At 54.2% G+C, this 14494-nt stretch carries 20 protein-coding genes; all 20 read right to left on the bottom strand.

Going from position 1 to position 14494, the window contains the following annotated elements; genetic code table 11:
* Window positions 1-113 precede the first annotated feature (113 nt).
* Window positions 114-1097 (bottom strand): DNA-directed RNA polymerase subunit alpha, encoded by a 984-nt coding sequence (locus U2949_RS09135; protein WP_003805337.1) that lies wholly within the window; start codon window positions 1095-1097, stop codon window positions 114-116.
* A 153-nt stretch (window positions 1098-1250) separates the two neighbouring features.
* Entirely contained in the window at window positions 1251-1874 is a 624-nt protein-coding gene (gene rpsD / locus U2949_RS09140) for a 30S ribosomal protein S4 (protein ID WP_026484821.1), read from the bottom strand.
* A gap of 11 nt (window positions 1875-1885) precedes the next feature.
* Window positions 1886-2284, bottom strand: coding sequence for a 30S ribosomal protein S11 (gene rpsK / locus U2949_RS09145; protein WP_003805343.1), 399 nt, complete (start codon window positions 2282-2284; stop codon window positions 1886-1888).
* A 14-nt stretch (window positions 2285-2298) separates the two neighbouring features.
* Window positions 2299-2664, bottom strand: a complete 366-nt coding sequence (gene rpsM / locus U2949_RS09150) for a 30S ribosomal protein S13 (RefSeq protein ID WP_003805346.1) — start codon at window positions 2662-2664, stop codon at window positions 2299-2301.
* A 36-nt stretch (window positions 2665-2700) separates the two neighbouring features.
* Window positions 2701-2814 carry a 50S ribosomal protein L36 gene (rpmJ, locus tag U2949_RS09155; RefSeq protein ID WP_003805360.1) on the bottom strand — a complete coding sequence of 38 codons (114 nt, stop codon included), beginning with the start codon at window positions 2812-2814 and terminating at the stop codon, window positions 2701-2703.
* A gap of 32 nt (window positions 2815-2846) precedes the next feature.
* Window positions 2847-3065: a translation initiation factor IF-1 gene (gene infA, locus U2949_RS09160; protein WP_003805361.1), complete on the bottom strand. Its 219-nt coding sequence runs from the start codon at window positions 3063-3065 to the stop codon at window positions 2847-2849.
* 9 nt (window positions 3066-3074) lie between these two features.
* Window positions 3075-4400, bottom strand: a complete 1326-nt coding sequence (secY, locus tag U2949_RS09165) for a preprotein translocase subunit SecY (protein ID WP_003805363.1) — start codon at window positions 4398-4400, stop codon at window positions 3075-3077.
* A 12-nt stretch (window positions 4401-4412) separates the two neighbouring features.
* A complete protein-coding gene (gene rplO / locus U2949_RS09170; protein WP_022983333.1) occupies window positions 4413-4853 on the bottom strand; it encodes a 50S ribosomal protein L15 in 441 nt (146 codons plus the stop codon).
* Between the two features lie 11 nt (window positions 4854-4864).
* Window positions 4865-5050: a 50S ribosomal protein L30 gene (gene rpmD, locus U2949_RS09175; protein WP_003805366.1), complete on the bottom strand. Its 186-nt coding sequence runs from the start codon at window positions 5048-5050 to the stop codon at window positions 4865-4867.
* Window positions 5051-5053: 3 nt separating this feature from the next.
* The gene (gene rpsE, locus U2949_RS09180; RefSeq protein ID WP_003805367.1) at window positions 5054-5575 is read right to left on the bottom strand and encodes a 30S ribosomal protein S5; all 522 of its coding nucleotides are present in this window, start codon (window positions 5573-5575) and stop codon (window positions 5054-5056) included.
* Window positions 5576-5587: 12 nt separating this feature from the next.
* Window positions 5588-5941 (bottom strand): 50S ribosomal protein L18, encoded by a 354-nt coding sequence (rplR, locus tag U2949_RS09185; RefSeq protein ID WP_009459977.1) that lies wholly within the window; start codon window positions 5939-5941, stop codon window positions 5588-5590.
* A gap of 21 nt (window positions 5942-5962) precedes the next feature.
* Window positions 5963-6496: a 50S ribosomal protein L6 gene (gene rplF / locus U2949_RS09190; RefSeq protein ID WP_009459978.1), complete on the bottom strand. Its 534-nt coding sequence runs from the start codon at window positions 6494-6496 to the stop codon at window positions 5963-5965.
* Between the two features lie 12 nt (window positions 6497-6508).
* Window positions 6509-6904, bottom strand: a complete 396-nt coding sequence (rpsH, locus tag U2949_RS09195; RefSeq protein WP_026484822.1) for a 30S ribosomal protein S8 — start codon at window positions 6902-6904, stop codon at window positions 6509-6511.
* 11 nt (window positions 6905-6915) lie between these two features.
* On the bottom strand, window positions 6916-7221 hold the full coding sequence (gene rpsN / locus U2949_RS09200; RefSeq protein WP_003805371.1) for a 30S ribosomal protein S14: 306 nt from the start codon (window positions 7219-7221) through the stop codon (window positions 6916-6918).
* A gap of 10 nt (window positions 7222-7231) precedes the next feature.
* On the bottom strand, window positions 7232-7771 hold the full coding sequence (gene rplE / locus U2949_RS09205) for a 50S ribosomal protein L5 (RefSeq protein WP_009459981.1): 540 nt from the start codon (window positions 7769-7771) through the stop codon (window positions 7232-7234).
* 12 nt (window positions 7772-7783) lie between these two features.
* On the bottom strand, window positions 7784-8104 hold the full coding sequence (rplX, locus tag U2949_RS09210; RefSeq protein WP_003805373.1) for a 50S ribosomal protein L24: 321 nt from the start codon (window positions 8102-8104) through the stop codon (window positions 7784-7786).
* 13 nt (window positions 8105-8117) lie between these two features.
* Window positions 8118-8486, bottom strand: coding sequence for a 50S ribosomal protein L14 (rplN, locus tag U2949_RS09215; protein ID WP_003805375.1), 369 nt, complete (start codon window positions 8484-8486; stop codon window positions 8118-8120).
* A gap of 278 nt (window positions 8487-8764) precedes the next feature.
* A complete protein-coding gene (locus U2949_RS09220) occupies window positions 8765-10705 on the bottom strand; it encodes a bifunctional diguanylate cyclase/phosphodiesterase (protein WP_321287283.1) in 1941 nt (646 codons plus the stop codon).
* Between the two features lie 101 nt (window positions 10706-10806).
* Window positions 10807-11439: a transglutaminase-like cysteine peptidase gene (locus U2949_RS09225; RefSeq protein ID WP_026484825.1), complete on the bottom strand. Its 633-nt coding sequence runs from the start codon at window positions 11437-11439 to the stop codon at window positions 10807-10809.
* Window positions 11440-11864: 425 nt separating this feature from the next.
* Window positions 11865-14494, bottom strand: a 2630-nt coding sequence (locus tag U2949_RS09230) for an Ig-like domain-containing protein (RefSeq protein WP_321287286.1), incomplete at its 5' end; no start/stop codon positions are given.

The following is a 14494-nucleotide window of genomic DNA, read 5'->3' on the forward strand; positions in this document are numbered from 1 at the left end:
ATGGACAGCGCAAAACAATAGCACATTTTCAGCCGCCACCTACACTTTTTGCAGGTGTACAACACCAGAAAAAGTGTAAGCGGCGTCCAAGAAACGTCTGTCTTGCTTACTACTTATGGACGCTCAAGACCCAGTGGTGGCCAGTTCTCGAGCTTCATGCCCAAAGTCAGACCACGTGCAGCCAACACTTCCTTGATTTCGTTCAAGGACTTGCGGCCCAGGTTTGGAGTCTTCAACAGTTCGTTTTCGGTACGCTGGATCAGATCGCCGATGTAGTAGATATTTTCGGCTTTCAGGCAGTTTGCGGAACGAACAGTCAGTTCCAGATCGTCGACAGGACGCAGCAACACAGGATCGATCTGTGGAGCGCCACGCACTGGAGCTTCGTAGGCATCGCCCACACCTTCCAGAGCAGCAAACACAGAGATCTGATCCATCAGGATGCGAGCGGACTGGCGCACCGCTTCCTCGGGCGAGATCACGCCGTTGGTTTCAATGTCCAGAACCAGCTTGTCCAGGTCAGTACGCTGTTCCACACGGGCGTTTTCGACCGCGTAGCTAACACGACGCACTGGGCTGTAGGAGGCGTCCAGCACGATACGACCGATCGTGTGGGTGCGATCATCTGCCAGGGCGCGCACGTTACCAGGAACGTAGCCACGGCCTTGCTCAACCTTGATTTGCATTTCCAGCTTGCCGTCGTCGGTCAAGGTGGCAATGACATGGTTGGGGTTGATGATTTCAACATCGTGCGGCAATTCGATGTCGCTGGCCAGAACTTGGCCGGCGCCTTCCTTGCGCAGGATCAGGGTAACTTCTTCACGGCTGTGCAGCTTGAAGACCACGCCCTTCAGGTTCATCAAGATATCAACCACGTCCTCGCCCACGCCTGGCAGTGTGGAGTACTCGTGCACCACACCGGTAATCTGCACTTCAGTGGGTGCATAGCCGGTCATGGAGGACAGCAAGATACGACGCAGTGCGTTGCCCAGAGTGTGGCCGTAGCCGCGCTCGAAAGGCTCCATGATCACCTTGGCGTGATTTTTGCTGATCGGTTCAACTTCGATGGAACGGGGTTTCAAAAAACCTTGAGACATTCGATTTCCTTTTCAATACCCTCGGCTCGTTACACCGATAAGGCTGACGGAAACTGGCAAAGCCAGCGGGATAGTATCGCAAAGCCCACTTGCCGAAAATCGGGAAGTGGGCCTGCGATTACTGCATTGCGTAAGAGGTCTTCGCGTACAAAATTAACGCGAGTACAACTCAACAACCAGCGATTCGTTGATGTCTTGAGCGACATCAGCGCGATCAGGAGCTTGCTTGAACACGCCGGACAGCTTGGCAGCGTCAACTTCTACCCACTGAGGCAAGCCAATGCCCGTAGCCAGATCCAGGGATTCCTTGATACGGCCTTGGGATTTAGCTTTTTCGCGGACGGAAACAACGTCACCGGCCTTGATCAGCATGGAAGCGATGTCAGCGGTGTGACCGTTGACTTCGATAGCGCGGTGGTTCACCAGCTGGCGAGCTTCAGCACGTGTAGAGCCGAAACCCATGCGGTAAACCACGTTGTCCAGACGCGATTCCAGCAATTGAATCAGCGTTTCACCGGTGTTGCCACGGCGGCGGTCAGCTTCAACATAGTATTTGCGGAACTGCTTTTCCAGCACGCCGTACATACGCTTGAGCTTTTGCTTTTCGCGCAGCTGCAGACCGAAGTCAGACGTACGAGCACCGGAGGTGCGGCCGTGCTGACCAGGACGCGATTCCAGTTTGCACTTGGAATCCAGCGAGCGACGGGCGCTCTTCAAAAACAGATCGGTACCCTCGCGACGCGAGAGTTTGCATTTTGGTCCAATATAACGAGCCACTTCGCTTCCCCTTAGATGCGACGACGCTTGGGCGGACGGCAGCCGTTATGCGGAACCGGTGTGATGTCTGCAATGCTGGTGATCTTGATACCCAGAGCATTCAGAGCACGCACAGACGATTCACGGCCTGGACCGGGGCCCTTGATGCGAACTTCAAGATTTTTAATACCGTATTCCATGGCAGTACGGCCGGCTGTTTCAGCGGCAACCTGCGCGGCAAACGGCGTGGATTTACGAGAGCCTTTAAAGCCCGCGCCACCCGACGTAGCCCAGGACAATGCGTTGCCCTGACGGTCAGTAATGGTGATGATCGTGTTGTTAAAAGAAGCGTGGACGTGAGCAATCCCGTCCGACACGCTTTTTTTGACTTTCTTGCGTGCGCGTGAAGCGCTGCTAGAAGCTTTGGCCATCTTCTATTCCTCGATTATTTCTTCAGGGACGCGGCGGCGCGACGCGGACCTTTACGGGTGCGAGCGTTAGTGCGTGTACGTTGGCCGCGCACTGGCAGACCGCGACGATGACGCATGCCACGGTAAGTTCCCAAGTCAGCCAAACGCTTGATCGAGAGCTGAACTTCACGACGCAGGTCACCTTCTACGGTGAACAGGCCGATCTGTTCGCGAATGCGCTCGAGTTCCGCGTCGGTCAGATCTTTGACCTTCTTGGAGTATTCAATACCCGATGCTTCGCAAATCTTGCGAGCGCGGGTGCGACCGATGCCGAAAATCGCGGTAAGACCGATTTCGGCGTGTTGATGCGGCGGGATGTTAATGCCGGCAATACGGGCCATGGTTATTCCTTGTTAAATCGGTTGCGTTTCGGCAACTTAGCCTTGACGCTGCTTATGACGTGGATCGGTGCAGATGACACGCACCACGCCATGACGTTTAATGATTTTGCAGTTGCGGCAGATCCGCTTTACTGATGCCATTACCTTCATGGTTTGACTCCTAGTTTCCTGTAACCGGCCGCTTATTTGGAGCGGAACACAATTCGTGCTCGGGATAGATCATAGGGCGTGAGCTCCACAGTGACCTTATCGCCCGGCAGAATCCGGATATAGTGCATACGCATTTTGCCTGAAATGTATCCGAGCACTACGTGACCATTTTCCAGCTTGACGCGAAAAGTTGCGTTGGGAAGGTTCTCAAGAACCTGTCCCTGCATTTGAATGACGTCGTCCTTTGCCATTTTCGTGAATTACCGCATCGGCAAGCTCGAGCCTTTGAAGTTAGCCTTCTTGAGCAGCGAGTCGTATTGTTGTGACATGACATAGGCCTGGGCCTGCGCCATGAAGTCCATGGTTACTACAACAATAATCAGCAAGGATGTGCCGCCAAAATAGAACGGTACATTCCAGCGCATTTGCAAGAACTCTGGTACCAGACACACCAAGGTAATGTAGATCGCACCGGCCAAAGTCAGACGCATCAAGATCTTGTCGATATAACGCGCTGTCTGATCACCGGGACGAATACCTGGTACGAAGGCTCCACTCTTTTTCAGGTTGTCTGCAGTTTCGCGGCTGTTGAACACCAGGGCCGTGTAGAAAAAGCAGAACAAAATGATCAGCGCGGAGAACAAAGTAATGTAAAGCGGCTGACGCGGCGACAAAGCAGCCTCGATTTCACGCAACCAACCCAGACCGGGTGTGCTGGAGAACCAATTAGCAATTGTCGCTGGCAACAGAATGATGGACGAAGCGAAGATCGGAGGGATCACGCCAGCCATGTTCAGTTTCAGCGGCAAATGCGAGCTTTGACCACCATAGATACGGTTACCTACTTGCCGTTTGGCGTAGTTGACCGTGATACGACGCTGACCACGCTCGACAAAGACGACGAAGTACGTGACGGCGGCTACTAAAACGAGGATAAACAGTGCCGATAGAATCGACATGGAATCCGTACGCACCAGATCAAGCATACCGCCCAAAGCATTAGGCAGACCCGCTACGATACCGGCGAAGATCAGGATGGAAATACCATTACCCAATCCACGTTCAGTGATTTGTTCACCCAGCCACATGACGAACATGGTGCCAGTGACCAGTGTTACCACTGTCGTGAAGCGAAACAGCATCCCTGGGTCGATAACCAGACCGGGCTGCGATTCTAGAGCGATGGAAATCCCAACTCCCTGGAACAAAGCCAAAAAGACCGTTCCGTAACGGGTGTATTGCGTGATCTTGCGACGACCCGACTCACCCTCTTTCTTGATTGCTTCCAGCGTGGGCACCACAGCGGTCATCAATTGCATGATGATGGACGCAGAGATGTAGGGCATGATTCCCAGTGCGAACACTGAGAATCGCTCTAAAGCACCACCGGAGAACATATTAAACAAACCCAGAATACCACTCTGGTTTTGAGTAAACAGTTCGGACAAGGCATCAGGATTGATGCCTGGTACCGGAATGTGCGTACCCAAGCGGTAGACAATCAGGGCGAGCAACAGGAAAACGAGACGACGTTTCAAATCGCCGTAGCGCGGACCCGACTTACTCTGTGCCTGAGCTTTTGCCACCGTGACCCCTTTTTATTCCAGCGAGCCGCCGGCTGCTTCGATCGCGGCGCGAGCGCCGGCCGTTGCATTAATGCCTTTCAGCGCAACTTTACGGGAAAGTTCACCGGACTTGATGACTTTAGCGTAACGCACCATTTGGCCAACCACGCCAGCCTGCTTCAGTGCCTGGACGTCGATAACTTCGGCATCCATTTTTTGCAGTTCGGACAGACGTACTTCTGCGTACAGGTGGTCGTCCAGGGTGGTGAAACCACGCTTGGGCAAACGACGTTGCAAAGGCATTTGACCGCCTTCGAAACCGACTTTATGAAAACCACCCGAGCGGGATTTCTGGCCTTTATGACCACGTCCGCCGGTTTTGCCCAAGCCGGAACCGACACCGCGACCAACACGACGTGCTGCGTGTTTGGCGCCAGCGGCGGGCTTGAGATTGTTCAATTGCAATTCAGACATCCCGATTCCTTTCAGGCTTCCGAGACCGTAACCAGATAATCCACCTTGCGGATCATCCCACGAACCTCAGGAGTATCAACCAATACACGGCTGGTGTTGACTCGGCGCAGACCCAGGCCGCGAACGGTGTCGCGATGGCTTTGCTTTGTGCCGATGACCGAACGCACCAACGTAACTTTGATTTGTTTCTGTGCCATGACTTACCCCAGAATTTCTTCAACTGTCTTGCCGCGCTTGGCAGCAATGTCAGCAGGTGTCGAGCAAGCACGCAAACCGTTCAATGTAGCGCGAACCATGTTGTATGGGTTGCTGGAACCCAGGCTCTTGGCTACGACGTTGCGCACGCCCATCACTTCGAAGATAGCGCGCATTGGGCCACCGGCGATAACGCCAGTACCTTCAGCTGCGGGAGAGATCAGAACGGTAGCTGCACCGTGCTTACCAACTACGGTGTGATGCAAGGTGCCGTTCTTCAGAGGCACTTTGATCAGACCACGACGGGCCTGTTCCATTGCCTTCTGAACAGCAACGGGTACTTCGCGGGCTTTGCCCTTACCCATGCCGATGCGACCATCGCCATCACCGACTACGGCCAGCGAAGCAAAGCTCATGGTGCGACCACCTTTAACGACTTTGCTGACGCGGTTGACCGCAATCATCTTTTCTTTCAGGCCGTCATCGCGCTCTTGCTCTGGAGCCTGTCTGCCTTGTGCTTTAGCCATTTGATAATTCCTTTAGAATTTCAAGCCGGCTTCACGCGCGGCCTCGGCCAGCGCTTTCACGCGGCCATGGTAACGGAAGCCCGAGCGGTCAAAAGCAACCGTCTCGATGCCCGCAGCCTTCGCCTTTTCGGCGACGCGCTTGCCAACCAGGCTGGCTGCCGCTACGTTGCTGCCAACGGCCAATTCTTTGCGAACTTCGGTCTCGACAGTGGAAGCACTGACCAGAACGCGGTCGCCTTCGGGCGAGATGATGCTCGCGTAAATATGCGTATTCGTGCGATGCACCGACAGGCGGTGTACGCGCAGCTCGGCGATCTTGCGGCGAGTAGCCACTGCACGACGCATACGGGATTGTTTCTTGTCCATGATTCGTCCTTGCCTGCGGGCTTATTTCTTCTTGGTTTCCTTGAGGATGACGCGTTCGCCGACGTAACGTACACCTTTGCCTTTGTAAGGCTCTGGTGGACGATAGCCACGAATTTCTGCGGCAACCTGACCAACCACCTGCTTGTTCGAGCCCTTGATCACGACTTCCGTCGGAGTTGGGCACTCGGCTTTGATGCCTTCAGGCAGGTCGTGCACGATGTCGTGCGAGAAACCCAGTTGCAACTTCAAGGCATTACCCTGGACGGAGGCACGGAAACCCACGCCAACCAGACTCAGCTTGCGTTCGAAACCGGCGCTCACGCCAACAACCATGTTGTTGACCAGTTGGCGCACGGTGCCGGACATTGCGTTTGCGTGACGAGTTTCGTTCGCAGGCACAAAAGACAGCTGACCGTCTTGAAGTTCAATAGTGACGTCGCCAGTCAGAGTTTGAACCAAAGTGCCCAGAGGGCCTTTGACCGTGATCTGATCAGCGGCAATGGTCGTTTCTACGCCTTTAGGCAGGGAAACGGGATACTTAGCGATACGTGACATATGATGTTCTCCTTATGCCACGTAGCACAGCACTTCGCCACCGACGCCAGCTGCACGTGCTTTGCGATCGGTCATCACGCCGCGAGACGTGGACACGATTGCAACACCCAAGCCGTTCATGACTTGAGGGATGTTTGTGCTGCCTTTGTAGATGCGCAGTCCAGGACGCGAAACGCGGTCGATGCGCTCGATGACTGGCTGGCCGGCATAGTATTTCAGGGTGACTTCCAGTTCTGGCTTGGCTTTTTCGCCAACGATACGGAAATCTTCGATGTAGCCTTCGTCTTTCAGCACAGCAGCAATAGCTGCTTTCAGCTTCGAGGAGGGCATGCTGACCGATGTCTTGTTGACCATTTGCGCGTTACGCACGCGGGTCAACATATCGGCGATTGGATCGCTCATGCTCATGTGTATTTCTCCTACCAGCTGGCCTTGGTCATACCGGGGATCTCGCCGCGCATTGCCATTTCGCGCACTTTATGGCGAGTCAAACCGAATTTCTTGAAAACACCACGAGGGCGACCGGTGATAACGCAGCGGTTGCGTTGACGGGTCGGGTTCGCGTTGCGTGGCAATTGTTGCAACTGCAAACGAGCTTCGTAGCGCTCTTCGTCAGACTTGGACTGGTCGTCAATGATCGCTTTCAGTGCTGCACGCTTGGCGGCGAATTTCTCAGCCAGCTTGGCGCGCTTGATGTCGCGATTGATGAGGGAAAGTTTAGCCACGTTGCGCCCCTTAGTTGCGGAACGGGAAGCTGAACGCGCTAAGCAGCGCCTTGGCCTCTTCGTCCGTCTTGGCAGAAGTAGTGATGCTGATGTTCAGACCACGCACTGCGTCGATTTTGTCGTACTCGATTTCGGGGAAAATGATTTGCTCTTTAACCCCCATGTTGTAGTTGCCACGGCCGTCAAACGCACGACCCGACACACCACGGAAGTCACGAACGCGTGGCAGAGCCACAGCGACCAGACGATCCAGGAATTCGTACATGCGTTGACCGCGCAGGGTCACCATACAACCGATCGGGTAATCTTCGCGAATCTTGAAACCGGCAATAGCTTTGCGGGTTTTCGTGATAACGGGCTTCTGACCAGCAATTTTGGTCATGTCCGATACCGCGTTCTCGATAATCTTCTTGTCAGCAACCGCTTCCGAGACACCCATGTTCAGGGTGATCTTGGTGATGCGGGGTACTTCCATAATGCTCTTGTACTCGAACTGCTTTTGCAGATCGGCAACCACTTTTTCGCGGTAGAACTCTTGTAAACGTGCCATGTTATCCGCCCCTTAAGCCTTGGCGCCAACGGCTTTGCCGCTGGAACGATAAACACGCGTCTTCTGACCGTCGATCACCTGGATACCAACGCGGTCGCCCTTGCCGGTTTCCGGGTTGAACAGTGCAACGTTCGAGATGTGGATAGGCATGGTCTTGTCGACGATACCACCCTGCGTGCCAGCCATGGGATTGGCTTTAACGTGTTTTTTGACTACGTTGATGCCTTCCACGATGACGTGGTCTGCATCGACGCGTTGCAGTACTGTGCCACGGCGTTTTTTATCACGGCCGGTCAGCACAATAACTTCGTCGCCTTTACGAATTTTTTGCATTTTTTCGCGCTCCTTACAGCACTTCGGGAGCCAAGGACACGATCTTCATGAACTTCTCGGTACGCAGTTCACGCGTAACGGGTCCGAAGATACGGGTGCCGATGGGTTCCAGCTTGGCATTGAGCAATACGGCGGCATTGCCACCGAAACGAATCAGCGAACCGTCTTTACGGCGCACGCCCTTAGCGGTACGAACCACTACAGCGTTGTAGATTTCGCCTTTTTTGACGCGTCCGCGCGGGGCCGCTTCTTTAACGGTAACTTTGATGATGTCACCAATTGCGGCATAACGGCGCTTCGAGCCGCCCAGCACCTTGATGCACATTACGGAACGCGCACCTGTGTTGTCGGCCACGTCCAGCGTGGTCTGCATTTGAATCATGATTTTTCCTGTTCCAACTTAATTGCAACGATCCAGTCAAAATGACTGGGTCACACAACCAGTTTTGGTCCCGTCAGATTCGGATCCAGCCAGTTCGATACCGTAAACCCGATCTCGATCTGGTCCGGCAAGCCGAACCCTAGGTTGAAATCTTGCGAGAGACAAAACGTTGTATTACCAACTTCAATCCGGATAGGCGACTAAGCCTCTCCGGTCAAAATAAAGAGGTAAGCCACATATACTAGCAAATAAGCCCCAGAAAAACAAGGATTTATTTGCTAAGGCCTTGGCACGACGGCGTTTTCACGCAACAACTCGTCCAGCTGGGCACTATTGCTGCCTCGGGTCACCCGGCGCAAACCTATCCCCAATTCCTGCAGGCTCTGCAGGAACGCTGTCAGCAAATGTCGGCCACCCACCTCGGCCTGCAGCGTCTGGGCGCGCTCATCGTCCAGGACAATATATTTGAGTGCCATCATGTGCAACCACAGAATCGATTCGGGCTGCTCCAGAACACGACGCAGACCGAATTGCACACCCAAGGGCCGCAATTTATCCACGAAAGCGACCGTTTCCACATCGTGCTCACTCAGGCAATAAGCATCCAGTTCGATAATCAGACGCCGGGCCTTGTCACCGGCCTTGGCCAGAACCTCAGCCACCTGATCTGCAAATCCAGGCTTGATCACCGATGCCCAGGAGACACGGACACTCAAACTGCCCTCGTTATCGGCTAACCAATCGCTTGCCAGCTCCATCGTACGCAAGTCACACTGCCACGACAGACCCAGACGCACCGCCACCGGAATGAACAAATAGGCAGGCAAACTGGCCTGCCCCGGTTGCTCGGGCAATAAATTCAAGGTTGCATCGTAAATCTGGCCCGCTTGACCCCAAACCTCAACGCCCGGTTTCACACTCAATTCAATCCGGCCTTGCTCCAGACCACGCTCAATACGTGAATGCCATTCCTGCTCGCCAATGGAAGAGCTCGCCTCGGTGTGAGCGCCTTCAGACGGACGGTATTCCACTTCCTGATGCCCTGCCCCTTCGGCGCGCATCAAGGCATTGTCCAAACGCGTCATCACGGCGCTGAGCGAGTCCTGACCTTCATAGTTCGTCATCGCCATGGACCAGCGGCACAAACTGCCATCGGGTAGAGGCTGGCGCAATTCCTGCAAGGCAGTACGCAGTTCCTGGGCAAAGCCCATCACTTGAGGACCCGTCTGGCCCTTGAGCAGCACAATAAAATCAGAACCATTCAAGCGCGCCAGATTGCCCGCGTCCATGCCATTTTTCTGCAATAGCTCCGTACAACGCTGAGTCACCAGCTTCAGCCAGGCATCCACCGCGTCACGAGACAGGGAGGTATTCAATGGCAACAAGTCCCGCTGACGGAATAACAGCACATGGCCGCCCTCTTCCTGTTGCAGCACCTGACGGAACATATTTACGAAGTACTTGCGATTGGCCAGGCCCGTGACCGGATCGCAGTTCAACTCCAGCTGTAACTGCTCGATTCGGGCATTTTGCTCCTGGCTGCTGACACGAATACGTTTTTGCACCGTGCTTAAGGTATGTGTGACGGCTTCCAGCTCGGGGATCGTGCGCACTTTCTTGCGGCTGGGTACAGACTCGCTTTGGTCCATCCGTTGCAGCTCGAACTGGACGTGTTCACGCAAAGCCCGGCGCAACCAGGCCATGACCATCAATACAAACACACCCCAGGCAACCCCGGCGCCCAGCACCAACAAGGTAACGCGCACAAAACTTTTCCACAAACTGGCGCGGGCGTACTCGTCGGCAGGTTTTACTTCGATCGTGCCAATCTGATTCCAGCCATTACTGACATGGGCCGAGGCCACGGGTACATCAATCGGCAAAGAGTTGGCGAACCACGCCGGCGAAGATCCGCTGATCTGCGTTTCTTGCTGAGCACTACGCTCCACCAGGACCGTATCGGCGGTGTCAATAAAGCGGATACGCTCAAACTGCCCGGTATCGTACAAGGCGGCAATCAAAAGCTCCTGCGTCACCGGGTCCTGGTTGCTGGGCTGGGACAAGGTCAAGGCCAGCGAAGTCGCGGCCGACTCACCCTGAGCCTGCAACTGACTGCTCAAATACTGCCTTGCCGAGTCGACGCTGAACCACAGCGTGCCAATCAAGATGGCAAGAATCGCGCACGAGACACTTAGCAGGAGCTGTTTAAGTAAAGACATAGCGCTTCCGTATATTCCATAAATTCTGGTCTAGCCCACCCGACAAGGGTGTCCTGAGGTCTGTTTCCATGTGGTGCTCCAGCCCAAGGACCGGCACATCATCAAGGAACAAAACCTTCCTTACGCATTTTTTCCAGCAAACCACGCCACCGGCTGATACTGTCCACCGAACCTTTCTGGGCGTTACCAACATACACCCCTTGGGAGTTGAAGCTGAACACAGGGGTCAAATCAGGGCGCTGGCTGGCGGGGCGAATCGAACCGCTTAAATTATCCAGCAATAGAGGCTCGGACTGCGGCGTGGGATAGTAGCCCAGCACCATGTGCGCAATACTCTGGCCACCTACCTGGGCTCGTACGTAAATCAAACGAAGCTTTTCATTGGGCACACCCAAGTGCAACAAGGAAAAATACTTGCCGATGACAAAGTCCTCACAGTCACCCGCCGCTTTGCCCAACGTCTCGATGGGCGTGGCCCAGTAGTCCAACTGGCCCCAAATATGAATGTCCTCGCCAGCCATCACATTCATATTCCAGAAATCATTGACGGCATCCAGCTGGCGACGCTCGCTTAAACCACGGGCGGACTCCAGATTGGCCATCCACCGATCCACGGCAGTCCCGGCACGGGCGCCAAAGCGAGAGACGGCGGTCTGGCGAATCTTGCTGACTTCGAACTGCAAGGCAGGCGCCGACAAAGGCAGCCACACCACAACCAGCAGTGCGACCAGCACAAACAGCGCAATCCTAGATCGAAGAAAAAGGCGTAGCCAGGCAAGAGACAAGAGCACGTCAATCCCAAATAAGCAAACCCTTATAACGGCGTTATAGCTTGCCTATTTAGTGAACGCTTGGCAATCGACAACGCGCCTAGTCCCTCTCTATATAGAGCAGGTGGTTAAACGGCCTCGAACCACTCCTGCGAAAAGAAACAACTGGTCTGCAAAACCGCAGGGTCAACGCTTAACCACTCAGTCTGAGCCAACAATCCTGCTACATGCATCCTCTTTCCTGTGACACATCACGATCATAGTCACAAATGCCAAGCGCCCACTATTGGCGCTGACGACAAGCTGCAGACATAAAAAAAACCCCACAAACCAAAAAGGCTTGTGGGGTTTGGGCACTACCCGCAGATAGTGCCTATCCGGTGAACAGCTTAGAAATCAGAAGACTTCAAAGTACCGTCTTTCAGCGAGTTGGCGATCTGAGCTGCCTTCTCCGCGTCAAAGTCGATGTTGTCCAGAATGATCTTCTGATCGATCTGGCCGTTACCTTGAGAGCTGATACCGATTTCCATCTTGCCACTATCCGAACGGCTTACTGTCAGGTACTGGCTCAGGTCACCGTTGTTGAGGTCATGGCCCGACAACAGATCAGTAATATCCAAGGTGTCGGTACCCGCGTCACCAAAGTCCATCACTTTATCCACAGCCGGTTTGCTGGCAGTGCCTTCATCACCCTTGTTCCATACAAAGGTGTCATCACCCTCACCACCGAACATGATGTCGTCGCCGGCACCACCGATCAGGGTATCGTTTCCGCCCTGACCGTACAGGATGTCGTTACCGTTGCCACCATCAAGGGTGTCATCGCCACCACGCTTGTCGCCATCAACATTGAAGTCGGCGTGGTTTTCCTTGATGTACTCGTACAGATCATTACCTGTTGCTGGAGTACCGCCGTTCTTCATCTGCAAGAACACTTCCAGCGCCTTCAGACCGGAGCCGTCAGGCAGGTTGTCTGGACGACCACCCACTTCATGCCATGGCAAGACCGAACCGTCGGTGTTGATCGTGTCACCAAAGATGATGTCGTTGCCGTCACCACCAATGATGTGATCATTACCAACAGGGGCGGGATCGTTCGTTATCGAACCGCCCTTCAAGGCTGCATCCAGGTCTTCCTTGGTGTTGACGATGTCGACCTTGTTAACCTCTGTCCAATCACTTGGGTTACCAGAGGACAACAGCGTGACGTCATCGATGTAGACCTTGTAGTTGCCTTTGCTGGAACGATCATCCACCAGGAACTCGAAGCGGTATTGGCCTTCGCCCACGGGCTTGGTCGTGATGGTGCCGGAGCTACCTGGACGACCACCTTCCTGCACAACTTCCCAGTTACCTGTCTTCTCGTTGTACTTCTGCAGTTGCCACTTGAAGACGTCCTGGCTATTGCGACCGCTTTCAGCATAGGTAAAGCTAAGCTTGCCATAGCTACCAGCGGCCACTGCCATACCGGGGCCACGAACTGTCGTGGATGTATCGTTCCTATTGCTATAGGTATCCGTGATTTCCAGACGCGATCCGTACCACCAGTCATTGTTAACACCGATAGTGCCCCCACCGACCTTCGTCCAGCCGTCGTGACGACCGTTTTCAAAGTCAGTAACGTCCTTGGTACCACGCACAACATCAATAACCTCAGTACCGGTGTTGTCGTACTTGCGTAGAACATCCACGCTGACGTCGTTACCAATACCCACCGCGTACACCTTGCTACCCGAAGAAGTAACCAGGCTGTTGTAAGCACTCTGACCACGCGAGTCAGCAGTAGCGTCATAGCCACTACCCGCACCCTGTCCATTACCGTACTGCGTTGGGTTACCGTCAGTCAGGAAGTACGTAACGTTTTCATAAGCGTTGCCGTTCTTGTCGACTGCAGGTGCATCGCCAGTCTTGAACCATGCTTCAGCGGCCTTGAAGGCTGCTTCATAGTTGGTACCACCAACGTTGGAGTTCCAGTTGGAGTTGTAGCCATTCAAGGTGTCGATCGAGTTCAGCAACTTGACCAAATCAGCATGCGTCAAATCTTTGAAGACCATAGGCTTATCAGCGTTGGTACCAAAGCCAATAATGCTCAGGTTCACCGTGCCGCCTTCGTGGTTGGCCAAGCTTTCAGCCAAGGTCGTCAGCGCGGCCTTCAGCAACTGCATACGGTTCATATTGTCCGTACCAGAAGCTGCTTTCATGCTGTTGGAACGGTCAACCAGGATGGCAATGTTGTAGCTCTGGCCGTGCACGATGTTCTCTTGTACACCACCGCGGTCACCAATAATGACGTCGTCGCCCACGCCACCACTCGGATTGCCACCACCGTTACCATCAACGATCAACTGATCTACATCCAGCGTGTATGGGCCAGAATCGTTGGCAGAAGCGCTGTTACCAGCCGAGTCTGTCGTCGTTACCTTGGCATCAACCGTATCGTTCTTCAACAGATCCTGTACAGGTACTGGGATCTTGAAGGTCAGATCATTGCCAACGGTACCGGTGTATTCCTTGCCACCGATCGTCAGAGTCACGGTATCGCCAGGCTGTACATCCTTGCCAACCGTACCGGTCACGTCAATCGTGCCCTTGCCGTCGCCAGCTTCTTGGTGATCCAGCACACCGTCACCGGCGATCGGATCCAGAGTGATCTCGGCTTCAGGCAGATCGGTCTGCACAGTGAAGTCTGCACTGTCGTTGGCCGAGTATGGGTTACCAAACTCGTCCTGACCCGACACACTCGCCTGAACCTGACCGGCCACCAGCTCGCCAACCTTGTCAGCAGGAACCGTGATCGACCATGTACCGTTGGCGACCTTCGTCTCGTAGGTCTCACCACCAATAGTGACCTTGACCACGTCACCATCACGCACATCTTTACCGACCGTGCCACGAATCTCTTGCGATTCCTGGGACTCGGCGTTGTTGATCACGTTGTCATCACCGAACAGTGGCTCAGTAATCGTGATCTCGGCTTCAGGCAGATCGGTCTGCACAGTGAAGTCTGCACTGTCGTTGG

The organism is Alcaligenes phenolicus (assembly GCF_032063905.1).
Lineage (GTDB): Bacteria > Pseudomonadota > Gammaproteobacteria > Burkholderiales > Burkholderiaceae_B > Alcaligenes > Alcaligenes phenolicus.